Here is a 23,536-nt window from a genome sequence, read left to right on the forward strand (position 1 = left end):
CCTCCTACGGAGAACTGAGCGAGACCCTGCAGCAGAGGATCGAAGTCGTTATGAGATTCTTCCTGGCGCTTGGCGAGGGGGTTGATACGCCAGCGGAGGAAGAGCCGCGAATGAAGGTGCCCCCGGCTGTGCCAGAGGCACCTGAAGCCCGCGTCAACGACGACGTGAGCATTTTCGGGATGGGGCGCGGGAGAGGCTACGACCAGACGGTCAGGGCCTTGTCGGCAAGCCACTCCGCGCGCTCGTCGATGTCCTCTTCGCCCCATGATTCCTTCTCCAGGACGCCATCCATGGTGGCGAGGCCGGCGGCGCAGAGCGCCAGACCGTCCTTATATCCTTTCCCTTGCTTCTTGACGACCCACTCGGCATCGCGGATGGAGGCGTTGAGCGAATGAGTGATGATGGCGAGGTTGCCGAACGTGAGGAGCTTCCTGTCCCTTCGCGTAGCAGCCTCGTCATCAAGGGCTCCCCACTTGTTGCGCCACTTTTTAGGCATCATATGCTCGAGGGTGTACTGGTTGAATCCGAGAAGCGCGGTGCTGCTCATGCTCGGTCTGATGGCGCTTTCCAGCAGATAGAGGACGCCTTTGGACTGGAGGTTGTACAGGCACGACTCGCCGAACGCGGCGTGCACCTCGGGGTCGCTCGGCATATAGGTGGTCGCCTCCGCGTCGGCGGCAAGCGCGGTCCTCAGCGCGGCGGCGTCCTTTGCCTCGTTTAGGATCAGCGAGGTGAACAGCCTGTTGTAGTTCTTGGTGGTCGCCCTGACCAGCATTCGGCGGACGATGTAGCTCTCGAGCGTGGCGAAGATCTTCGCCTGCTCATCCGACGATTCCACGTTCTTGCGGACGTACAATACGTATGGGATGAGCGTCGAATTCTTAAGACCGAATATCAGCACGTTCATGCGCTCGGCGGACGGCGCGGAGGAGACGTTCCTGTCGCAACAGGTGGGGTCGAACGTGGACTCGAACACCTCGGCGTAGGCCTTCATGGCACCCAGCACCTCATCTTTGCTCCCATCGCAGTACCTGGCGATGAAGTCTTTGTAGGACTGGAAGAGGTTGGACGTGCGCGAATAGAAGAGCTTGTCCTCGGTCGTGACGCCGCGCTCCTTGTTCTGAACCAGGATCTGGAGGAACGCGTCGAAGAACAGATCGACGAGCGTGCGCTTGATGCGCCCGGTAACGACCTCCTGCTCCCAATATTCCCTCTTCTCCGCCGTGGGCTCGAAGACATCTTCCCAGCACTCCTTGAACGCCTGCTCGTTCTCGTGGTTGAAGAAGTAGTTCTTGAGGAGCTCCGCCGTCGTCAGGCGCACCCCGAGCGAGTTGATGGTGTCGAATATCTGCTGCTCGTCTTCGCCCTCGGTGAGATCGATGCAAACGAACTGAACGTTCGACTTGATCGCGTTCCTGTCGACCTGTTCCGAGTCGATGTTTTTGAGGAAGTAGTTGTAGGCGCCAATGATGGCCGACGAGCCGTCAATCGGCTCGCTGCCCTTGGCATCAACGACCTTCTTGAAATCGTCTCTATCGTATCTACTGTGGCTCAGAGCGACGTCGCCGGTCTCAAGGATGAAGTCCCGCTCGAACAGCTTGCCGGCGCCGATTTTCGCGCAAAGCGCCTTGAAGAAGATAATCATGGTGGTGAGGCGCTGCTGTCCGTCGATGACGGTGCGCACCTCGGATACCTCCGACCAGGTATTGCCGGAAGACTCCTGCTTCAGGATGATGGAGCCCAGGAAGTAGGGCCGCTTCGAGGCGGTGACGAACTCCATGTTGCCGAGGAAGCGCTCCCACTGCTCTTCTCCCCAGACGTACGCCCTTTGGTAGAAGGGTATTTCGAGCAGGCGCGATCCGTTGAACACGCCGCTTATCGTTGCTTTTCCTGCATCCATCCTTAAAGCCCTATCTATCCTTCGCAGTTATCACTTATGAGCCAATATCGTCAATGCGCCATTCGGCCTCTTAGTATTCCAGGCTCTTGGCATCTTCTCCCAGCAGGCGCTCGAAGATGATGCGCAGGTCCTCGTCATCGAGGTAGCCGCCCTCGAGGCAGCCGCGGTCGATGGCGTCGAGCATCGTCTGCTCCTTCTCCTTCAAGCGATTGTAGATTACGGCATCGAGGGATAGCTCCCTGCCGTCGCGCATGAACTTCTCGCGCATGAAGTAGTAGCGCGTCTTCTGATTGTCGGGCAGGCCAAGGCGGTGTATGCGGTCTTTCGACTGCAGCAGGTGCACCAGGTTATAGCTGTACTCGAAATACACCGCGTCGTGGCAGACGCTGTGCAGGGAGACCGACTCGGCAAGCGTCTGCGGGTTGGTCACGAGCACCCTGAAGCGCCCCGCGCGGAAGTCGTCCAGAATCTCGCGCCTCTCTTCCTGTGGCGTGGCGCCGTAGATCGCCTCTGCCGGAATCCCCATGGCGGCGAGGTCGCGGCGGAGGTTGGCGATGCTGCGGACGAAGATGCACCATACTATGACGGGGCGGCCTTCGGCGACGATGCGCTCCACGAGCCGCTCGCACGCCACGAGCTTCGAGCTCGGGCGGCTTCGCTCGATGGCCTCGTAGAACGTCTGAGAGAAGTCGACGTAGTCGATATCCGAGTAGTCGTCGCCGACCTGGTCGAGCACGTACTCGAGGTCGCCTGGGTCCACGGCTGAGCAAAGCATCTCGGGATCGCTCTCGAGCTGCAGGGTGCGTATGATCCTCGCGAGCGCGTTGGGGCAAGACGCGTACAGGACGCGCAGCAGCGTGTCCTCGTCGGGCGTCGCTTCGATCTCTACAATCTCGTCGGGCTCCGGGCGAGGCACGCCGAGATCGTCCTTGTTCGTTCGGCAGAAGAAGGGTGCCAGGCTGTCGTTGAGGCTTGCCTGGAGGTCTGCATCGGGCGCGCGGAGCTCGCCCGGTTCGTAGCCGAAGAACGTGTCATAGTCATCGGGGTACAGGATGTGCAGCAGGTTGTAGATGTCCTGGTAAGTGTTCGGGATGGGCGTTCCCGTAAGGGCGATCACGAACTTCGCACCGTCGGCCGCCTCGAGCGCGGCTTCCGCGCGCCTGCCGCCGATGGCCTTCACCCGGTGCACCTCGTCGAAGACGAGCAGGGTCTGATCGGGGATGATGGCATGCAACTCCCGCACGTAGCCCGAGAGCGACTCGTAGTTGAACGTGAACAGGTTGCATGCGCCGCTGTCGAGCGATAGCGCGTTGCGCCTGCGCTCGGTCGACATCGCCGCTATGGCGGGATCTCCCAGCGAGAAGCAGCTCAAAGGCAGCTTATCCCCGAAGGTGGCGACCCATTCCTTCTCCCACGATTCGAAGCCGTTCTTGGGGCAAACCACCACGATGCGGCGCGCGAGCCCCAAATGGCGCAGGTAGGCGAACACGCCGAGCACCGTCGCGGTCTTGCCGGCTCCGGGCACCGAGAAGTCGGCCGCGCGCCCAACTGTCGCCATGAAGAAGGCGTCGAGCATCTGCCGGTCGCGCAGGGGGCGCACCATCGATGCGTTCACCACGTCGCGGAACTCCCGGAAGCGCGGCCCCAACTGGTGGTCGTCGGCGATGCCTTCGGCGGTCTGCGCCTTGATGGCCAACCCCACCTCGGAGCGCTCGCGGATGTAGGTTTCGCCGGCGTTCACGAAGGCGCCGAAGCTTGGGTCCACCGCGATCTCGACGCCGTGGCCGTCGGCCTCTATGATCGCCTCGAGCATGTCCTGGCACTCGCGAAGACCCATGCCGCCGTCGAGCAGGATGCGGTTGCGATCGGTGCCGTCGACGGCGCTCGCCGGGTAGTACAGCCAGGCGCGCCATGCGGCCGAGGCCATGAACGAGGCGACGTCTTGCCCCTCGATGCGCAGGTACATGCCTGGCCGCGCCTCGTCGTAGCAGACGACGGCCCTAGGCGCGCTCATCGATCTCACCGATCAGCTCTTCCACCTTGTCGGCGACGGCAACGAGGTTGCGACGCACCTTCTCAAGCTCGTCGGGCCCCAGTACGTCGAGCATCTCGGGAAGGATCTTCTCGAGCTCGGAGAGGCAGTCGGCGGATTTCTTGGCGGGCGTGTCCATGAGCTTGACGCGTCGCACGGTTTCCCTTGCACGGTCACCGGCACGCTGGAAGCCGTTGACGAGATTGGCGTCCGAGCGCAGCTCGCTCACCTTCTCGCGCGTGAGGGCGTCGGGACCCATCTTCTCGAGGAGTTCGGACATGGCCTGCAGTTCGGCGGCCTTGAAGTCGGCCTCTGCGTCCGTGCCTGCCACGCTGCCGAAGTCTCTCACGTATCGGGTGATGTCGCCTTCGGGCTGCACCACCATGTTGGCGAACATAAGCTGTTTGACGAGCTGCTTGTCGCGCCTGCTGTCGTACTTCTTCAACACGCGGCTGAACTCGCCCAAGGGGCCGTCGACTTTGAGGGCGCGGGCGAGGTGGTATTGCTCGGGAGCCTGACAGAATTCGAGGAACTCCTCCATGTACTGGGCGCGGTCGACGAGCTTTCTCACCTCGGCCTCGGTCATGCCCGTCGCGTTGCCGTATTCCGCAGGGGTGATGAGGTGGTTCTTCACCACGTCGCGGTATACGCCGACGAGTCGGTCGACGGGGTCATACGCCACCTTCTCCTCTTCGCCGATCTGGATGGCGAGCTCGAGCAGCTTGATGCGCTTAGGGTCGCTGCCGGTGGCGTCGTCGAGAATGGCGGCCTCGAACCAGCCCGCTTCGTTGTTCGCCCTCGCAAGGCGGCGGACGCAGGTCAGGCGTCGGTTGCCGTCAATGACGCGTCCGTCATTGAGCACGATGCCCGGCCTAAGTTGGCCGCGAAGCGCTATGCTCTTCTCGGTCTTCCTGAGCGCTCCGGGGTTGCTCTCGACGATGAAGTCCTCGATGACGCCGTTGTACTCGTCGCGTCCGAGGGCGAGCAGGTCCGCGCCCTGCGCGGAGTTGTACTCGCTCACCCAAGTGGCGATGCGGTCGTTCTGGTCGTTGTAGAACAGAAGGTCGCACTTGATACGGTAGATGTCGAAGTCGCGCGTCACGTTGTCGATGGAGTGCTTCTCCTTGCGCCCCGTCGGCAGGACGTTGCCGGTCGCGATCCCTTCCTCAAGCAAGCTCATTTCGTGCCTCCTTCTTCCATGCCTCCATGGATGAGTAGTATGCGTCTCCGATGTCGTCGTAGTAGACGTCGGAGTTGTAAATGGTCGTCGTCAGGAGCGGTGCCGGGCACGTGATGCCCAGATCGTTCGCGAGCAGCCTCGGCAGGTCGTTGCGCTCGATCCCCTCGTTCTGGGAGACGATCCACTCGATGAGGTCGGCTGCGGAAAGCCGCCCTTCGCCTCCGGCGACGAACACCTTGGTTCCGGCGAGCGTACAGCTGCGCAGGAGCCCGCCCGCGTCGAGCAACCCCTCGTAGAAGTCGTCGGGCATGTCCAGCCCGTACAGCGGATGCGATACGGCACCGCCCGCGCGCAGGCTCGCCACAGTGAAGGGCTTGCCCTCGGGCGCGTCCACGCTCACCGCAGGCGCGTACGACTCGATGTCCGCCATGCGCGCGCCCAGCACGTCGTGCAGCCGCGCGAACGAGATATAGCTGTCGCCCTCGTAGAGAAGCACGCGGTGGTCCGAAAGCGCCTGGCGCAGCACGTGGCGGAAGGCGGGATGCTGCCACACGGCGTTCTCGAAGCCGGCGTCGCCCTTCGCGAAGGACGGATGCTCGGCCAGCAGCCGCGTGAAGTGGTCGCTCGGGATGCTCCCTTCTCGGAAGAGCAGGCCGCGGTCCTCGTAGTAGCCCGCGCCCTCGATGCCGCGGTCGAGCATTTCAGGGTGCTCATCGGGAAACTCGAAGGCAAAGCGCCTGCGAACGAGCTCCGCGTCGCAGATGCGGCCGGCAAGCTCCCGGGCGAGGAAGCTTTCGAGGGTGGGTGTCTCGCGCTCGACGCCGCGCGTCTCGGGCGCGTCCGCACGGGAGGCCTGGGCGTCCGCCGGGCATTCAACGACCTCTACGCCGAGCCACTCCGAGAAGCTCACGTCCGCGGGCTCGGCGAATAGGTCGAGCCATATCGCGGCGATGCCCGCGCTGAAGCCGTATTCGCGCTCATATGCTTTCGCTACGACGTTCCTGGGCTCGTCCGCATGGCACTCGGCGAAGGCACGCACCTGGCGGCGGCGGTCGACCTTGCCGAACCCGACGGAGAGGTGGTCGCCCAGGGTGACGCCCTCGTCCGCGTTCCAGAAGACCTGCTTCAGCTCATCGTAGAGAGCGGCGGGTGTGGCGATGCCCGCGCGCCTCAGCTCGTTGCGCGAGGCGCGGAAGACTAGGCGGGCGCACAGCTCGGTGCCGTCGCTCCGCACAGCATCCGCCGCCTCGCGCGCCGCCTGCGCGCGCTCGTCCTGCCGGCTGTCGACTACTTCCGCCACGCGCTACGCCTCGCCCAGCTTGGGCCCGAAGACGCGCTCGACATAAGCGTCCAGCGTACCCTCCTTGGCAAGCTCCGCGGAGTCCGCAAGCTCGAAGTTCGAGTCGCATCCCTGGCCGACCTCGTCGTGGAAACCCAGGATGAAGTGGGTGGCGATCTCGTAGATGATCTTAGTAGGCGCGATACCGAACACCTGATGCTCCAGGATGTGATCCAAACGCTCGCGGTCGTCCGGGAAGGCGGCCTTCATGCCCTCGCTTCGGTACAGGCGCTTGATGATCTCGGTGATGTAGAGACCCGACTTCATATACAGGTCGGCGAAGGTGTGGCTCGGGTCATCGAAACAGCCCGGGTTCTCCTTCTCGAAGAGGTCCACCATCTCGACCACGACGTTGCGCGGCGTGAAAATCTGGTTGGTCTTCTGGGGCGGCACGTAGTCGAAGATGTCCTCCGTCTGGGACTCGTCGAAGTAGTTGGCCAGGCGCTCGCGCAGCTTGATGAACTCGCTCACGGAGTCGTTGAACACCACCTCGTCGAAGAGGTGCCCAACGAAGTGCTTAACCTCGCCGGTCTCGGCGTCGATGTAGTCACCGCCATCGCGCAGGAAGCGGAACTCGTCCACGGTGATGCTCGTGACGTCCAGGAAGACGTCGGCGGGAATCACCGTGTCGAAGTTCGCGAGCGTCGTGCCCTCCTCGCCATATGCCATGAGGAACGACGGGATGGTGCGAGAGAAGCCACGCAGGTGGGCACGCACCTTGTCCTCGATGCCCTGCTTCTCTTCCTCCTTCTTGGCGGTCTCCACCTCGCGCACCACGGTCTCGCCGGCGCTCTGCACGAGCTCCTCGCGGGAGTCCTCGAGCTTCTGGGCGAGCGCCTGGAACGCCTCGGCCTTCTGCTCGTCGTGCCGTTGGTTCACCTCGGCGCGCTCGGCTGCGCTGGTTGCCGCCTTGAGCTCGTCCTTGCGCGACTGCTCGATGCGGCGCGCCTGGATCTGGTAGTCGCCGACCTGGCGGTTGAGCTGGATGTCGGCGTCTGCCTGGACCTTGCGCTCGATCTGCTGTTGCTGGCGCGGTTTGAGCTCGCTGCCGTAGCTCTCCTTGGCGGCCTGAACCAAAGGTGCGGTCACGCTCTGCTTGAAGGCCTCCTTGAGGTTGTCGAGCATCGCCCTGTCGTCGTCATCGGCTGCGTGTGCCTTCGCGATATCTTGGACCTGGCCCGAGAACTCAACGACGACATCACCGTAGACCTTCGGTCCGAAGATGTCCGCCGCCTTGCCTACGACCTGCTCGTCGGGAATCTCCACCTCGCCCTCGTCGTTGATGGAGAGATCGCGTGCCGTGCCTTCGTCGATCTCGACCTTGTTCTTCTCGGCGTTCTGCGCCTTGCCCTGCTCGTAGGGGTCGAAGCGCTGGATGATCTCCACGACCTCTGCCGGCGCGCGGAAGACGCTCGCGATGTTCTGGAATAGGAAGTTGCTCATGAAGCCGCGCTTGACCACCTCACGGGCGTGGATGCGCCTCGGCACGCTGAGCACCTGCTCGGCATCGAGCTCGACCATCTGGCCCTCGTCGTCCTCGCCATAGACGGGGAAGAAGTTCAGCAGCTGACGGATATGGCGCTCGCGCGTCTCCACGTCGCCACCACCGCGCGCGGTCTCGCCGTACAGGTCGTTGGCGAACTGCTCAAAGATAGTAAGCGTGCGCGCTGGGTCGAAGTCGAAGACGTAGGCGTTCTCCTTGCGCGCGTAGTTGCCGCCGCCCAGGTCGAACAGGCACGGGTTCTGGCTGCGGAAGGCCGCCTGCATGTACAGTGCGGGGCTCGCCATGTTCGAGAGCATGAGCACGGCGGTCCACTCCGGCACGGTCACGCCCGTGGTCAGCTGGCCGACCGAAAGGGTGATGGTCCTGTCGTGGTCCTTGATCGCGCGGCGTACCTTGTCGAGCGATTTCTCGTTCTCGTCGTCGGCGTCGATCTTGCCGTCGCCAGCAGCGAGTACCACCTCGTAATCCTTGAAAACGGGGTGCGCCTGCAGCTTCTTGGCGAGGGCGCGGGCGGAGTCGACGCGGTTGAGCATCCAGAACGTGTGGCGCAGCTCGTCGCGCAGCTCGGGCGTCGAGAACGGGAACTTCTCCTGCGTGGTGAGCGCGTCGAGGAACTTATCCACGTCGGCGTCATGCACGAAGCCGCCGTTCTGCTTGGTCGAGAAGAACTCGTTGAGGTCGAAGGCGAACTCGGTCTGCTCGCCGTCAATCTCCATGCCGCCGCGGGCCTCCTGCTCGACGATGTCGCTCATCTGGTAGGTGAGCAGGTTAAGCTTGGGGAGGTTGGCGTAGGGGTTCGGCTGTTCGGAGTCGGCGGGCCAGTCGCGCTTGGCCTGCTGCTCGTCGGCATAGGTCCAGTTGTAGATGGCGTCGTCGGCGAACTTCTCGTTGGCGATGGCCTTGAAGGGCGTGCCGGAGAGGTGCAGTGTGAAACGGCGCTTGATGTGGTCGAACGCCACATCGGTCTTGAAGGTGTCCACGCCCTCGTGTGCCTCGTCGATGATGAGCACGTCCCAGGTGAGGTCGGCCACCTCATCAAGCTTCTGGTACACGCCGCCAAAGCGGATGGAGCCCTTGAGGTCCTGAAGGCTCACAAACTCGATGAACCCCTTAGGGCCTTCTGGGTCGTTGCGGATGGCGCGAAGGTACTCCTCGCGGCTGAGGCAGTAGGGCTTGCCGGCCAGGGCGTCCACGCCGCTGATGAAGCGGTAGCCGCCCTCTACCCCAACGAACTTCACGTAGTCGTCGTACCAAGAATTGGCAATGGCGGGGCGGTTGGTGACGATGAGCACCTTCTGCGCGCCGATGCCGCGGCACAGGTCGTACGCGGTGAGCGTCTTGCCGAAGCGCGGCTTGGCGTTCCACAGGAATTCGCCGCCGTGCGCGCCACCTTCGTCCCAATGGGCGCGGGCGAAGGCGCTCGTTTGCTCCACGGCGCGCTGCTGCTCGGCGCGTAGGGTGTAAGAGGCGGCACCGGGCGTATCCAGCACGCCGTCGGTGTCGCGGAACCGGTAGAACTGCTGGTGCGACTCCTCGCCGCTGATCTTGAACCATTCCTTCTTGGGTTCGCGCTCGACGCCCTGCTTCTCGAGGTAGGCATGGAAGTCGGTGTCACGGAACGTACCCGCGCGGTGCTCCCACGTGGCGTTGCCGCTCCACTCCAGATGCCACTGAACGTCGGCGGTATGCGTCTGCTGCTTGATGCGCTCGCGCACGTCCTGCTCGGTGTAGCCGATCTTGGTCCAGCCGTTATGGCGGGCAATCTCGGGCGTGGTATAGGCGTAAATCTGAGGCACCGCAGGCACTGTGGTCTCGATGATCTGGGTGATGTCGATGCTCGCCATGCTAGTTCACCCCCGATTCGGAGCTACTGCCATTTCTAATCGAATCAACGCGATTTTTAATATAGCTAAACTCATGATCTTCGATACCCAGTAGTTCGCAGAGCTGTTGGTCGATATCTTTATCGAAATTTATGAGACTATTCTCATTCGAATAATCGCCAAGGTCGGGTACTTCTTTTCCTAATGACGTTAATGCCTCATCGGTCAACAAGAATGCGTACCTGATAATGTACGTTTTTACATAACGGTAGAAGTTAATTGCTTCATCGTTTGTTTTGAATGACCTAAGGGCTACGCGCGATCGCCCAAAGGCAGAGTGATTGTCGATTATTTCAAGCTGATTATCACGCTTCTGTCCTCCAGCGTTAGCACTGGAAACTACAACCTGCCACTCATCGATAAGGTGCTGGTTCTTTGTAATGATGCTTCTCTCTGCCACAAACCACATAGCGCGGCCTGTCTTGCCAGCCTTATCATTGGTGAAAAGTTTGATTTCATGTGAGTAATCTACAGCAGCATCATTCTCGTATTTACGAACCAGATTTGGATTATTTTCAACGAAATTGCTTTCAATGGGGAAAAGCGAACGCGGTAGTATGGCATCGTGGAGGAAGCCGATTCCAAGCTCTCTCACGGATTCATCGATTTTTTGAACCAGCGGAAGATCATTGGGATCGAGCGGCATTAATTTATCGCCAGGATTTAAAGCTTGGACAGCTGTCTCGTTTCCAGCCTTTGAATAGATATACTTAAAGCCTGGTTCTTTTTTTCTGTAGTCTTTCACGACTATCGTGATGCCATCAGCAAGTTGAGCCGCATCACCAAACAGCTCAGAAGCATCTGGAAATAATTTAACTACCGACAAATGGCAATCATTAATCTGCTTGTGTCCAAAAGTTTTCATTCCTTTTCCCGATTGATGGATCCATCTACCGCCGGGATAAATAAGTACCGCGCAATCAGAGGTGACCTGATCTGTGACCTCTTGGAAATACTGAAAAATATTTGTCATTGGCTTTTGACCATTTGATTTAGGTTTAGCTTGCGAATTCTCCTCCTGGTAAGGTGGATTGCCTATTACTGCATAGAACTTCTTTCCCATGTCACTTGCCTTGCCTTTCAATGAGGCGAACTCAAAGGGCTCGCCGTTCCGCCAGTCGTATATCACACAGAGAGGAACCGTTTCCTTAGGCTCCTCTTCTTCGATTTCTTTGTTTATCTCGTCGGAGAACACGCCCTCGAACAGGTCGAAAAGCGACGGTTGTATCGGTTTCGGCTCGGGCTCCTCGAACGTTCCCAGAGTTGACTCCACCTCGGCGCCCATCTTGTTGGTGGGCACAGCGTAAGTTCGCCCATTCATTTGCCAGAAGTTCCAGGAAACTATCCAGGCCGCCTGTTCAAGCTCGTCCTGTTGGGGGTCCGAACCCCAGCGGTCGCGTAGATGCTCGGCGAACGTCTCGAACACGTTGATGCGGGCGATGAGCAGGTTGTCGCCCTGGTACTCGAAGCCGTATGTCGCGCGCAGCGCGTCGAGGGCGCGGCGCACCCACTCCTTGCGAGTCTTGGTCTTTTCGGTCACGACGCGAAGTTTACGATCTAGGAATCCTACGCGCTCACCTACGGACAGCTCGTCGCCCGTTACGGTGTCGTAGCGTGAACACACGAACGGCGCCTCGCCGCACGTGATCTCGAGCCGCGGCGCTTCCACGTATGCTCGCCAGCCGTGTCCCTTGGATTTGGGAAATTCAATCGGATCGCTAGTCGGCGTCCATGTATTGGCGCCACCATCCGCAACGATCTCGGTGTTGAAGACATCGCGCCGGCCGAACCATACCTCGTCCAGGTCGTTGTTCATCTGATTGCACAGCCAAGACGGGGTGAACACCTCGGCGCGGCTCTTGGTACGCTGGGATTGCCTCTCCTGCTCCTTGGCAATGCGCGGCTTGATGACGCCGGAGTTCATGCCTGTGATCTTCTCGACGGTTATCTCGTCATCGCCCATGTAGCCGTCGCCCAGTGCCTCGTATTCGTTGTCGGCCCATATGATGTTGCGCCCCGTCGTGCGGTCGCGCAGCAACGTCTTGAGAATGAAAGTCGGGTATCGTCGGTCGAAGGATTCTATGAAGCCTTCGACCGAGATGTCGTGGATTGGCTCGGTCACGGGCTATCGTCCCTTCTTCGCGAGCTCTTCGATCATGCGCGTGCGCACGAAGGCGGAGAAGCTCATGCCCCGCAGGGCCGCCTCCTCCTTGGCCGCGTCACGCAGGGTGTCGGGAATGCGCAGGGTCACGGAGACTTGGTCGCCGTCCACCAGGAAGCTTCTGATCTCGGTCTCGTCGGGGTTGCCCTTGATGAGCTCCTTGTAGCTGTCAGGCATCTGCGCTCCCATCGCTCGAAATGCAATACAAATGCGTCTGCAGCATTATAACGCGGCGGCACGGAGCGCCCTGGGAATAGGGGGCATCGGCCGTTCGGGCTCAATGCGAAGATGTCCCTTTGGGTCCGCCGCAAGATGGCGATGCGGTTCCTGTACGCGATGAACTTCCTGCACAAGCGCGGCGTGTGCCACCGCGACCTCAGCTACAGAAATGTGCTCGTCCATACATATAACGAGGCGTTCATGGTCAAGGTCGCCGACTTCGGACTCGCCAAGGAGAGGAACTCGGACCTCACAAGCACGGGCTCTTCGATGAAAGGCTCCATAGAGGATCCGGCCCTGAAATCGTTCAAGGACTTCAAGCCGGTCAACGACATATATTCGATTGGTTTCATTCTCAACTACATCCTCACTGGCAAGGAGAACCTTGTCACCGATGGATCGCGGCTGGGCTCCATCATCCAGAAATGCTCGGCCACCAACCCCGCCGACCGGTATCAGACGGTGTGGGACATCATCGAGGATATGAGAAAGGCGGAATGTCCTGTCGGATGAAAACGGGCCCCGGCGGAAGGAAGTGATAAAAAATCCGCCGGGGTTTTTCGACTTGCCGGGCCGCGCATGCGGTCAGGGCCGTCGGCCCCGGCGGGAGGGTTATAGACCCCGCCAAGGGCTTGGGACCATTGTATCAGGCGCGACGGCGGATGAACAGGCGCTTGTAGAGGTTCTTGCCGCCAACGGTCGGTGCCATATCCGTATCCTCTGGCCATTCCTTGGGGCGTCCGTAGTTGTATGAGCAACCCACCAGCTCGAACTGTTCGGGATTGTATTTGTCCATGAACGTGATGGGCACACCCATGACGCCCCAATAGTCCTCGGGAATGTCCTTGACCTTCGATACCTCGATGGCGTCATAGTTGTCATAATGCGGGTACTTCGACGGGTCGTCGGCGTAGCGGCGGTAAAGGATGAGGTCCTCGTGGCGCTTGTCGATGTCCAGGTTGGTGTACCAGGCGATGGCGGGGACTTTGCTTATCTTCCGCCCGTACTTATCGCGTTCGCCGGTTTTCGATTCGTATTCCTCGGGCATGGCGAACTCCATGGCCTTGTTGAAGGAGAAACCTGGCCAGAGTCTGCCATCCCGGATCAGCGGGAAGATTTCCTTGTAGGTGATGGCATTGATGTTGCCCATGATGACGAATTTCTTGCCATGTTCCACGAGCGTCGCCACATACTCGCGGAACAGGCTGAACGGCGGATTGGTCACGACGATGTCGGCCTCGTCGAGCAGCTCCAGGCATTCCTTGGACCTGAAGTCGCACGCGCCGTATGTTCCGTCGCCGTGCAGCTCCGTCAGTTCGTTCTCCCCGGAGTCCAGCAGGTTTCTGATGTCGTCCATGTCCAACCCGCCATCGCCGGTGGTGTCGCGGAACACGTTGACGACGGCCTTGTACGCCCTGCGGTGTCGTCCCGTATTCTCGTCCACGTCATCGTCGAACAGGGATGGCTGGTACTCGCCGCCGGCGATGGGGGAGCCCGAGTAGCAGGTGGCGATGAGCTTCTTCAGCCCGAGGGGGTTGAAGTTCAATGACGCCCTCCAATACGGCGTCCTCCAGAGCCTTGTGCAGGGTGCGCCACGCGCTGCCCGCGGTGCCGGAGCTTTTGCCCTGCTCCTCCATGACGTAGCGTTCCATGCGGCGGAAGTGCGCGGGCTTGAGCTCGTCGAGCCTGACGGCGCCGATGGCGGGCTTGACGTTGCGTTCGATGACGGATGCGTACGTGCCCCAGGTGCGGGGTTTGAGGTGGGGTTTGCAGATGTCGTTCAGCCAGTGGTCGCACCATTCGGCCACGGTGGGCGGCTTCGTGTAGCCGAGCCGTCCGACGCGCTGGAGCTCGGCTATCTTTTCGTTGAGCCTGCGCTCCGCCTCGGCCCTGGTGGCGCCGAACGCGGTGGCGCGCCGGCGGTTCCCGGTCGCGGGGTCGGGCGGGAGCTCGCGGAACGCCTTGACGCGTCCGCGCTCCATGGTGAATCCTCCGGAGCCCTGCACGCGCCTGCGTTCGGGCGTGGGGTCCAGCCGTTTCGTCAGCTGGCGTATGATGGTTCTGGTGGATTCGGCGGTGAGCACAATCGGCGGGGTCTGGTTGGTGGAGTCGATGAGCGTCAGCGTGTATCGCGGCATGTTCGTCTTCCGGTTCATGCCCCGTGGCTATGCGCGCACGCGCTGCACCTAATACTGCACCTAGTTGGCAGGCCCATGTCATCGCATGTCACGAAAAAGGGCGGCTGATAATTGCCGCGAAAGACCGCAAAAGCGTTGTCCCGCAACGCTTTTGCGGCTATATTACGCAGTTTCGGCGCGTCAAGCGGAAGACGGTATCCTCGGCTTCCACATCTGATCCATTCTCCGCTCCGATAGCGAAGCGACAGGGGGGGCGGGTGACATCGTTCGACGTCACCCCCCCTGAGTCGTCTTCGCCATGCGATCGGCCGGCCGAAAGTGCATGGCCTCTGCTTTACTGGATGCGGACACGGGGGCTTGCCCAGGCAGGCTGAGAGGAAGCATGAGCTTCGACCGCATGAACGTGAATCGGATAATGCCGACGCACGGACGTCTCTTCTCCCCGTGCCTTCCCCATATGAACCACATATGGATATGATCAGGAAAGGCACTTTTCATGACCGATACCGAAATCAACGCCGCACGGATCCAGTACGCTTCGCGCCGATGGCGCGTCGTCGATCTGGTGACCGCCACCGCCATCGCCGCCGCATCTGGCCTCATCTTCTGGGTGTGGGACCTCATCTGCACCGCGCCGCTGGCGCTGTTCGGCGCCGTCACCCCGGGATTAGAAGGCATCCTCAACGCGTTCTGGCTGTTCGCAGGCCCGCTCGCGGCCATCATCATCCGCAAGCCCGGCGCGGCGCTGTATGCGGAGACCGTCGCGGCGATGCTCGAGCTGCTGCTCGGCAACCAGTGGGGCGCCGGCGGCTCGCTTGTCGTCGGCATCATGCAGGGCCTCGGCGCCGAACTCGGCTTCGCGCTGCTCGCCTACCGGGTGTGGAATCTGGCGGCCACGATGCTTTCCGGAGCGTTGGCGGGGCTGGGCTGCGGCATCTACTACTGGGTCACGAATCCCGGCTGGAGCGCTCTGCGTGCAGGCATCTATCTGGGCACGTCGGTGATCTCCGGCGCGCTCATCGCCGGCGCGTTGAGCTGGGCGCTCTACCGGATGCTGGTGAAGACCGGCGCGCTCGACCATTTCGCCGCCGGACGCCGATGACGTCCGGCGCGTTGCGGATGCATCCCGTAACCGTCGGCGCATGCGCACACGCTGCTTACGGGACGCATCGATGAGACGCCATTGATTGCGCCCCGCATACGATACACCGTTACGGGCGGCACGATCACCCTCGTCGTGATCGTGCCGCCCGTAACGATTCGTCCGCCTCTGGCGCGTCATCCCCGCATGCAATACAGTGGGTCATTGTTCGACCCCGACGAAATCTTCCTCGGGTCCTGTCCCCCATGCATGCAGAAAGGCATCGAAACCGAATGAGCGACGAGACGACGATCATTGAACACGCCATCATGGAACGCCTGGATCATGTCATCGACCCCGAATTGGGCCGTTCCGTGACGCAATTGGGAATGATCGCCAACGTCACCGTCATCCCGACCTCCGGCGGCGCCTCCCAAAACGCTACCGGCGGTATCTCCTCCCCCATGCTTACGGGCGGCACTCCGCGTACCGGCGATGCCACCCGTAACGATTCGGATGCCGCTGCCAGTAACGACGATGCTGCCGATCGCGATGCCACCCGTAGCGACGACGCCTCACGTAACAATGTCGATGATGCCACCCGTAACGATTTCGGCGATGCTACCGGTAGCGATGCCGGCGATGCTACCGGTAGCGATGCCGGCGATGGGTGCGATGGGGCGCGGCGCGCCTATGACGTGGTCGTCGACGTCGAGCTGACGGTGCCCGGATGTCCGCTGTCCGAACAGATCGCCGCGCAGATCGAGCAGGCCGTGACCAGCTACCCGTACGCGCGGCTCACGCCGCATATCAACGTCGGCACGATGGCCGACGAGAAGCTGCACGCGCTCGTCAACGACCTCAAGGCCGCACGCCGCGAGAACCCGTTCAACAAGCCGGGCATCAAAACGCGCGTCTTCGCGATCGCATCCGGTAAGGGCGGCGTCGGCAAATCGTCGATCTCCGCGAACCTCGCAGCCACCTTCGCCGCGCTCGGCTACGACACGGCGGCGATCGACGCCGACATCTACGGTTTCTCGCTGCCGCGCCTCTTCGGCGTGCACAGCCAGCCGACAAATCTCAACGGCATGCTGATGCCGGTCACGTCGTGGGGCGTCAAGCTCATGTCGATCGGCATGTTCGCCGGCTCCGACCGCGCGATCCTGTGGCGCGGCCCTCGTCTGCAGCGTTCCCTCGAACAGTTCCTCGCCGACGTGTGGTGGGGCGATCCGGACGTCCTCATCCTCGATCTGGCGCCCGGCACCGGCGACATGGCGATTTCCGTCGCGCAGGCGCTGCCGAACGCCGAACTCGTCGTCGTCACGACGCCGCAGCCCTCCGCCTCCGACATCGCCGTGCGTTCCGGGCTCGTCGCACTGCAGGTGCCGATGCATGTGCGCGGCGTCGTCGAGAACATGAGCTATTTCGAGCATGGCGGCGAACGCCTCGAGATCTTCGGCGCCGGCGGCGGCGCGCGCGTCAGCGAACAGCTGTCGCGCGCGCTCGGCCATGACGTGCCGCTGCTCGCGCAGCTGCCGCTCGATCCGCGCATCCGCGAGATCGGCGAGACCGAAGGACGGCCCGCCGTGCTCAACGAAGACGGCACGTTGCGCGACGACGACTTCGGCGACACCTTCGTCCGTCTTGCGCGCACGCTCATCGACGCCGACCCCGCGCCGGCATCCGACGATGCACGCTGACGCGGCCGTCGTCGGCGACACCGTCATCGACGACGGCCGGCGCCGCAGGTCGTCATCGGCATCGACCGCGCACGACCGACGAAATCACCACTGACGAAACATGGCCGACGAAGATGATGCCGTCGGCCATGCGCAGCCATGCGCGATGTGCGCGATGTGCGCGTCGGCGATGCGCCGGCGGCGACATATCGCCGTCACGCCTCCGCGGACACGCTCCGCTCGCTCGCGTTCGCCTGACGGACGCCTTCGACGGTGCCGGTGGCGAGCAATTCGTCGAACTGCCGTTCGTCGATCATCGGGATGCCGAGCGCTTCGGCCTTGGCGGCCTTCGAGCCCGCGTTGGCGCCGACGACGACCCAATCCGTCTTCTTGCTGACCGACCCTGCGGCGCGGCCGCCGCGTTCCATGATCGCCTCCTTCGCCGAATCGCGCGAATAGGTCTCGAGCGATCCGGTCACGACGACCGTCTGTCCGGCGAGCGTCTGCGGCAGGTCGCTTTTATCCGCCTCCATGCCCACGCCGGCCTTCTTCCATGCGGCGAGCACCTTGCCGCGCCAGCTCGTCGGGTCCTTCGCCTGGGCGAACCAGTCGACGACCGATTCGGCGATCTCGGGTCCGATGCCGTCGATCTGCATGAGCTCGTCGACGTCCGCGTCCTCGATCGCGTCGAGCGTGCCGAAATGCTGCGCGATGAGACGCGCGGTGGGTGGCCCGAGGCGGCGGATCGACAATGCGACGAGCACGCGGTCGAGGTCGGTGTGTCTGGCCTTGTCGACCTCGTCGAGCATCTTGCGCGTCGTCTCCGTCGGACACACGTAGATGCCGCGGCCGCTGCGCCCGTCGACGCCGACGACGACGCCGTCGGCCGGCACCGGCTTCGCGTCGCTCGCCTTCGTCGGCGTCGTCCAGAACGCCGGCACGCGGTGCCACAGCCCCGATCCGCCGATGCGCTTGCGCACCTTGCGGCGCTTGCCGTTCTCGACCTTCTCGCTGATCTCGATGATCGGCGCCTCGCGCCACACGTAGACGTCCTTGAGGCGCCGCGCGTCGAGGTCGAACACGTCCGCCTCGCTCGAAAGCACCGGCTGCTGCGCGTCGGGCAGCGCCAATCCCTCCGGGGCGATGTACGGCTCGGGCTCCTCGCCCGGCTTCACACGCACCTCGACGATGTTCGGCGCGTAGGCCTCGACCGAATCCGGGCGGTCGTCCTCCGGGTTCGTCAGCGCGATCGCGCTCTGCTCGCCGAGATGCTCGATGTCGAAGGCCTTGCGCGAAGCGAGGTTGATGATGCGTTCCGTCAGCTGCGCCGGGCACGATTCGGCGTTCGGGCAGCGCAGGTCCTTGTCGCCCTCCTTCATCGGGCGCAGTAGCGTGCCGCATGACGGGCAGTGCGTCGGCATGTGGAACTCGCGCAGCTTCCCCTCGCGTCCCTTGCGGCGCGCGAGGACGGGGCCGACGAGTTCGGGGATGACGTCGCCGGCCTTGCGCACGACGACGACGTCGCCGATCAGGATGCCCTTGCGCTTGACTTCGTAGCCGTTGTGCAGCGTCGTGCGCGAGACCGTCGATCCGGCCACGTAGACAGGCTTGAGGATCGCGACCGGCGTGACACGCCCGGTGCGTCCGACCTGCACGACGATGTCGAGCAGCTCAGTGTTCACCTCCTCGGGCGGGTACTTGTAGGCGATCGCCCAGCGCGGCGCGCGCGACGTAGCGCCGAGCCTGCGCTGCAGCGCGAGGTCGTCGACCTTGACGACGATGCCGTCGAGTGCGTGCTCGATGTCGTAGCGGTGCTCGCCGTAGTATTCGATCATAGCGATGATCTCGTCGAAGTTCGTCACCTCGCGCGTATGCGGCGACACCGGCACGCCCCACTTCGCATACAGCGCGTACGCCTCGGACTGGTCGTGCACCTCGTCGGCGACGTCGACGGGCTTGCCGGGACCCCAGACGAGTTCGCCGAGGCCATGCGCGTAGAAGCTCAGATGCCTGCTCGCCGTGATGCGCGGGTCCTTCTGGCGCAGCGAACCGGCCGCGGCGTTGCGTGGATTGGCGAACAGAGCCTTGCCCTCGTCCTCCTGACGTTCGTTGAGCGCATGGAAGTCGTCCCAGCGCATGAACACCTCGCCGCGGATCTCGACGAGTTCGGGGACGTCGCCTTCGGGGCCGCCGAGCGTGGCCGGGATCGTGGCGAAGGTGCGCACGTTCATCGTGATGTCCTCGCCGGTCACGCCGTCGCCGCGCGTGAGTCCCTGCGTGAGCACGCCGTCGCGGTAGATGAGGTTGAGCGCCAGGCCGTCGATCTTGATCTCGCAGGTCATCGGCAGCGGCTTGCCCTCGGGCCAGTCGAGCGCCGCGCGCACGCCGTCGTACCAGGCGCGCAGTTCCTCGTAGGAGAACACGTCGTCAAGGCTCATCATGCGCGACGGATGGCGCACCGAGGCGAACTCGTTCGAGAACGTGCCGCCGACGCGCCGCGTCGGCGACGACGGCGAGTCGAGCTGCGGGAACGCCGCCTCGAGCCGCTGCAGGCAGCGCATGCGCGCGTCGTAGGCGGCGTCGGAGGAGACCGGCGCGTCGTCGACGTAGTAGGCCATCTGGTCGGTCTCCACCCACGCCGCGAGCCGCGACCACAGCCGCGCCGCCTGTTCGGCGGTCAGCGCGTCCACGTCGAGGTCGTCGAGGTCCATCGCGTCGTTGTCGTCGTACCGGAGCGCGTCGATCCACCGGTCGGATCCGATGACGTCCTTCCCGTCCTTCATGTCCGCATCGTCCCGAGCTGCCGTCTGCATGTCCCGCACCTTTCCGTCCTTGTTCTCCGGTCCGGCCGCGCGCCGTCCGCGTCGCCCGCGGCGACGTGCGGCCGGACCATCTCCAATATATCGGCCGTGCGACGCCGACCCGCCGCCGGCGGCGCGAAAACCTTACGCGTTGAGCGAGCGCAGGAACTGCAGCTGCACGGCGTCCGTGTCGTCGCCGACGAGGCGCATCGCGGCGACGGCGAGCGTGCGCGCCGGGACGAACATCGCGCGGTCGACGCACACGCGCGCCGCGTCGAGCACGATCGGCGCGACCTCGGTGCGCGGCCACACCGGCACGTCGTGCGCCTCGAGCGTGGCCGTCGCCTCCTGCAGCGTCATCGGCAGGCGGATGCACTGCGACAGCGCGCGCGCCCGCACCTCGTTCATCTCGGTCTCCCGCGTCGCCGTGTCGTCGCCGATCGCCCCGCTGAGCATGTATGCGGCGTAGGCGACGTCGAACTCGTCGTGCATCCACGCCGCCTGCGCGAGGCGGTAGTAGGCGTAGGCGGCGTCGGAGCGGTCGAGCGAGACGCGCAGCGCGTTCAGGCAGGCGGCCCTCGCCGAATCCCAGTCCTCGTTCTGCGCGAGCTGCACCGCGAGCTTGAGATGCGTGAGCGCGTAGGACGGCGCGTAGGAGACGAGCGCGTTGAGATGCCTGAGCGCCGCCTCGGGGCCCTCGATCTGGCCGAGCGCGTCGGCGAGTTCGAGATGCGCGTAGAACAACGTGTCCGGGATGAGCACGGTATGTTCGTCCGGCAGCGCGAACAGCCGGTTGTAGACGACGCGGTCGGCGTAGGAGTTGAAGTAGCGGGGCACGCCGTCGATATCGCGGTACATGTCGTCGAGGGCGGCGACGGCCTGTTCGACGCCGGCGAGCGCCTGCCTGGGCTGTCCGGAGAAGAAGAGGTCGCGAGCCTTGAGCCGCGCGTCGTCGAGGTCTCTGAGCAGCGTCGACGTGAAGTCGGGTGTGTCGTCGCCGTCGATGAGCGCCGACGTGACGTCGGTCGCGTGCGTGAGCAGCTCGGGGTCGCCGATCCGTTCGATGACGTCCATCGCGCGCTGCGCCTTGAGCGCCGACGGCATCCGTGCGTCGGCGGCGAGCGTGTGGAAGCAGGCCAGCGCATTGCTGATGAGGTCGTCGCGCTGGATCGCCAGTCCGAAGGTGTCGTCGGCGCCGAGCACATGCGCAGCCCCCGCGTCGAGCCTGCGGTTGTGCTCCTCGGGCGCATCCTGCGCGCCCTGCGGCGAGAAGCGCGCGTCCGAGATCGAGAATCCCGGGTCCACCGGCCCCAGTCCGCCGTCATCGTCGAGTGCGAGCGCCGCGCCGAACATCCGGTACGTGCCGACCGGGTCGGCCAGGCCGTCTCGGGACAGACGCTCGAGGAACATCGCGCGCGTGAAGACGACCGTCGTCAGCGTGCGCATCGTCGGCCCCTGACGCAGCCGTTCGATCGCATCATCGCCGGAGGACGCCGAAGGCGCCTCGCCGTCGCCGGCTTCCATGGAACCATCGGCGCCGTCCGCGTTCTGCGCGGCGCCATTCTCCGCACCGTCATCACCGCCGACGCCGGCGTCGGCTGCCGCATCCGCTCCGCGCGTCGCGGCGAAGGGCGGCACGTCGCCGTCGTGGCCGTCGCCGTGGATGTCGTCGAGGGCGAAGGTGACCTCGTCGATGCCGCCGCCGCGCATCAGCGCGTCGAAGTCATCGTCGCCGCCGGAGGCGGGCTCCTCGCCGCGTCCGTCGCGCGGGGCGCCCATCGGAGGCATGTTCGGCGGCGTCATGATGCGCGTCGGATTGCCGTGCCGGTCGCCGTCCTTCGGGTCGGACTTGCCGCCGAGATGCTCGCGGCCGGCGTCGCCGAGATGTTCGAAGGCGTTGAGCGCGTCGCTGATCGTCGAGCGGATGACGTCGTCCTGTTCGGCGATCGCCTCCTCGAGGCCGAGCGAGTCGATGCGTATCGCCACTTCGTCGAGCCGCTCGTCGACGCCGAAGGCGAGCGCGGCGAGCATGATGCCGACGCGCAGGTTGTACCGCGCGCTCATCCGCGCGCGCCATGCGGCGTCGGTCTTCGTCCACTGTCCGCGGCCTGCGTCGTAGACGCCGCGCGGCATCAGCGCCAGACCGGCCGCCGTGAACTCCAGCGCGGCGCCGCCGTCGGGGTCGAGTCGGAAGTCGCAGTCGAAGCGGTACGGCAGCCGCATCGAACGGATGAGCCGTGCGAGCGTCTGGCGCACGACCCATGCGCTGCGCCGGCCGTCCCCGGCCGCGCCGTCGTCATGTGCGTCGTCGGCGTCGTCCGCCACGCCGCCGTGCAGGTCCTCGGCGAACAGCGGGGCGTCGTGTTCCGGCCGCGTATGCACCGGGTCGGGATACTGCATCGCGAGCGCCTGCGCCGTCAGTTCCGCCAACGCCGGGAAGCCGGCGACGACGCCGAAATCGGCGTCGTCCGGGTCGACGTCGCGCGACGCGTCGAAGGCGACAAGCGCCGGGTTCTCGAGGAACGTGCGGTCGGCGAGCGCGAGCTGTGCCGCGCTCGCCGCGTCCTCGGTCGGCCCGTCGCCGCGCGCCGCGTTCGCGTCGAGCCATGCGCGCAGCGCGGCCATGCGGTTGAGCGAGCCTTCGATCTTAAGCGACGTGAGCGCGGCGTCGAAGGGCATCGACGTGTCCCAGGTCAGGAAGTAGCAGCCCGAGTACGGCGAGCGCAGCGTGTGCATCGGTTCGGCGCCGTGGTCGGGAAGCAGTCCCGGCACGTCGTCGAGCGCGCCGGATTCGCGCATGAGCCGCATCGCGTACTCCTCGAGGCCCGACACATGCATGCCGAGCATCCTCGTCTCCTCCTCGTCGCGCACGCTCGTGCGGATCGCGCTCAGCGGCGCCTGCCGCGACAGGCGCCATGTCAGGTCGTCGGAGCCGAAGGGGATGAGTCGTCCGCGCAGTCGCGGCTGCAGGTAGGCGGCGAAGAAGGCGACGGTCACGGCGTCGCGGTAGCCGAGTCCGGTGCGCAGCGCGTCGGGCAGCGCCGCGCGCATCGAGCCGAGCGTGTAGCCGGAGCGCGTCTTCGTCCATCGTCCGACGACGACGTCGCCACCGGCGTCGAATGCCGTGATTGTGCCGCGTCGGACGCCGTCACGGCGCCCGCGTGCGGCGTCGGCGTCGAACACGAGGCGCGGTTCGCGGCCCTGCAGGTCGGCGCGCGGCTCGCCGGTCGCGAATACGCGGCCGCGGTCGTCGGCGAGCGCGAGCTGCACGAAACGGTCGTGGCGGACGAACAGGCCGATCGCGAAGGTGCGTGTGCCGGGGATCTGCAGCCAGCCGGGCGTCGCGTCGTGGCGTTCCCCGGGGAATCCGTCGAACATATGGCGGCGTGCGAAGGCACCGACGCGGTAGGTCTGCGCGTCCGGCGCGACGTCGTCGCTCCAGCGGAACACGGCGCGCAGCGCGCGCAGCGCATGTTCGAGCGGCTGCGGCAGCGCGGCCACGGTCGTCTCGCCGCCGCGCCGCGACTGCGCCGCCATGCGCTCCGTCTGCTGCGCGTCCCCACGGCCCCGTCCTTCGAGCCGTCCCCGTCGTCCCTGTGCTCCGTGCCGTTGTCTCATA

13 protein-coding genes, 2 pseudogenes and 1 riboswitch are annotated in these 23,536 nt (G+C 64.0%); of the genes and pseudogenes, 4 read left to right on the forward strand and 11 right to left on the reverse strand.

What is annotated here, in order from left to right; all coding sequences use genetic code 11:
- Positions 1-196: 196 nt before the first annotated feature.
- From BCHO_RS04580 to BCHO_RS04610, 7 genes are all read right to left on the reverse strand, one after another.
- The gene (locus tag BCHO_RS04580) at positions 197-1,870 is read right to left on the reverse strand and encodes a DUF262 domain-containing protein (protein WP_051354867.1); all 1,674 of its coding nucleotides are present in this window, start codon (positions 1,868-1,870) and stop codon (positions 197-199) included.
- Between the two features lie 100 nt (positions 1,871-1,970).
- Complete coding sequence (locus tag BCHO_RS04585) at positions 1,971-3,866, reverse strand: DEAD/DEAH box helicase (RefSeq protein ID WP_051911603.1); 1,896 nt, start codon at positions 3,864-3,866, stop codon at positions 1,971-1,973.
- A gap of 34 nt (positions 3,867-3,900) precedes the next feature.
- Positions 3,901-5,112 carry a hypothetical protein gene (locus BCHO_RS04590; RefSeq protein WP_029675431.1) on the reverse strand — a complete coding sequence of 404 codons (1,212 nt, stop codon included), beginning with the start codon at positions 5,110-5,112 and terminating at the stop codon, positions 3,901-3,903.
- Positions 5,099-6,412, reverse strand: coding sequence for a hypothetical protein (locus BCHO_RS04595; RefSeq protein ID WP_024540846.1), 1,314 nt, complete (start codon positions 6,410-6,412; stop codon positions 5,099-5,101). Before BCHO_RS04595 ends, BCHO_RS04590 begins: the two co-directional genes overlap by 14 nt.
- 3 nt (positions 6,413-6,415) lie before the next feature.
- Positions 6,416-9,799, reverse strand: a complete 3,384-nt coding sequence (locus BCHO_RS04600) for a DEAD/DEAH box helicase (RefSeq protein ID WP_024540845.1) — start codon at positions 9,797-9,799, stop codon at positions 6,416-6,418.
- A 1-nt stretch (position 9,800) separates the two neighbouring features.
- The gene (locus tag BCHO_RS09425) at positions 9,801-11,960 is read right to left on the reverse strand and encodes an Eco57I restriction-modification methylase domain-containing protein (protein ID WP_024540844.1); all 2,160 of its coding nucleotides are present in this window, start codon (positions 11,958-11,960) and stop codon (positions 9,801-9,803) included.
- A gap of 3 nt (positions 11,961-11,963) precedes the next feature.
- On the reverse strand, positions 11,964-12,176 hold the full coding sequence (locus tag BCHO_RS04610) for a YlcI/YnfO family protein (protein ID WP_024540843.1): 213 nt from the start codon (positions 12,174-12,176) through the stop codon (positions 11,964-11,966).
- 111 nt (positions 12,177-12,287) lie between these two features.
- Here BCHO_RS04610 and BCHO_RS04615 point away from each other — a divergent pair, with 111 nt between their 5' ends.
- The gene (locus BCHO_RS04615; protein WP_024540842.1) at positions 12,288-12,731 is read left to right on the forward strand and encodes a protein kinase domain-containing protein; all 444 of its coding nucleotides are present in this window, start codon (positions 12,288-12,290) and stop codon (positions 12,729-12,731) included.
- Positions 12,732-12,864: 133 nt separating this feature from the next.
- Here BCHO_RS04615 and BCHO_RS04620 read toward each other — a convergent pair whose 3' ends face one another.
- Positions 12,865-13,764, reverse strand: a complete 900-nt coding sequence (locus BCHO_RS04620; RefSeq protein ID WP_081707937.1) for an adenine-specific methyltransferase EcoRI family protein — start codon at positions 13,762-13,764, stop codon at positions 12,865-12,867.
- Positions 13,664-14,374 (reverse strand): N-terminal phage integrase SAM-like domain-containing protein, encoded by a 711-nt coding sequence (locus BCHO_RS04625; RefSeq protein ID WP_024540840.1) that lies wholly within the window; start codon positions 14,372-14,374, stop codon positions 13,664-13,666. The genes BCHO_RS04620 and BCHO_RS04625 overlap by 101 nt, the downstream gene beginning before the upstream one ends.
- 321 nt (positions 14,375-14,695) lie before the next feature.
- A riboswitch (TPP riboswitch) is annotated at positions 14,696-14,804 on the forward strand.
- 48 nt (positions 14,805-14,852) lie between these two features.
- Between BCHO_RS04625 and BCHO_RS04635 the strand changes: the two genes are divergently transcribed.
- The 3 genes and pseudogenes from BCHO_RS04635 to BCHO_RS04640 form a co-directional block, all read left to right on the forward strand.
- Positions 14,853-15,458 carry an ECF transporter S component gene (locus BCHO_RS04635; protein ID WP_033491186.1) on the forward strand — a complete coding sequence of 202 codons (606 nt, stop codon included), beginning with the start codon at positions 14,853-14,855 and terminating at the stop codon, positions 15,456-15,458.
- Between the two features lie 272 nt (positions 15,459-15,730).
- Positions 15,731-15,853 (forward strand): annotated as a pseudogene (locus tag BCHO_RS09215) (iron-sulfur cluster assembly protein); the annotation flags it as partial.
- Positions 15,854-16,090: 237 nt separating this feature from the next.
- Positions 16,091-17,137 (forward strand): annotated as a pseudogene (locus tag BCHO_RS04640) (Mrp/NBP35 family ATP-binding protein); the annotation flags it as partial.
- A gap of 194 nt (positions 17,138-17,331) precedes the next feature.
- Here BCHO_RS04640 and ligA read toward each other — a convergent pair.
- Positions 17,332-19,929 carry an NAD-dependent DNA ligase LigA gene (gene ligA, locus BCHO_RS04645; protein WP_051354866.1) on the reverse strand — a complete coding sequence of 866 codons (2,598 nt, stop codon included), beginning with the start codon at positions 19,927-19,929 and terminating at the stop codon, positions 17,332-17,334.
- A 132-nt stretch (positions 19,930-20,061) separates the two neighbouring features.
- Positions 20,062-23,535, reverse strand: coding sequence for a tetratricopeptide repeat protein (locus BCHO_RS04650; protein ID WP_152595864.1), 3,474 nt, complete (start codon positions 23,533-23,535; stop codon positions 20,062-20,064).
- Position 23,536: the final 1 nt, after the last annotated feature.

This window comes from Bifidobacterium choerinum, assembly GCF_000741135.1.
Classification (GTDB): domain Bacteria; phylum Actinomycetota; class Actinomycetes; order Actinomycetales; family Bifidobacteriaceae; genus Bifidobacterium; species Bifidobacterium choerinum.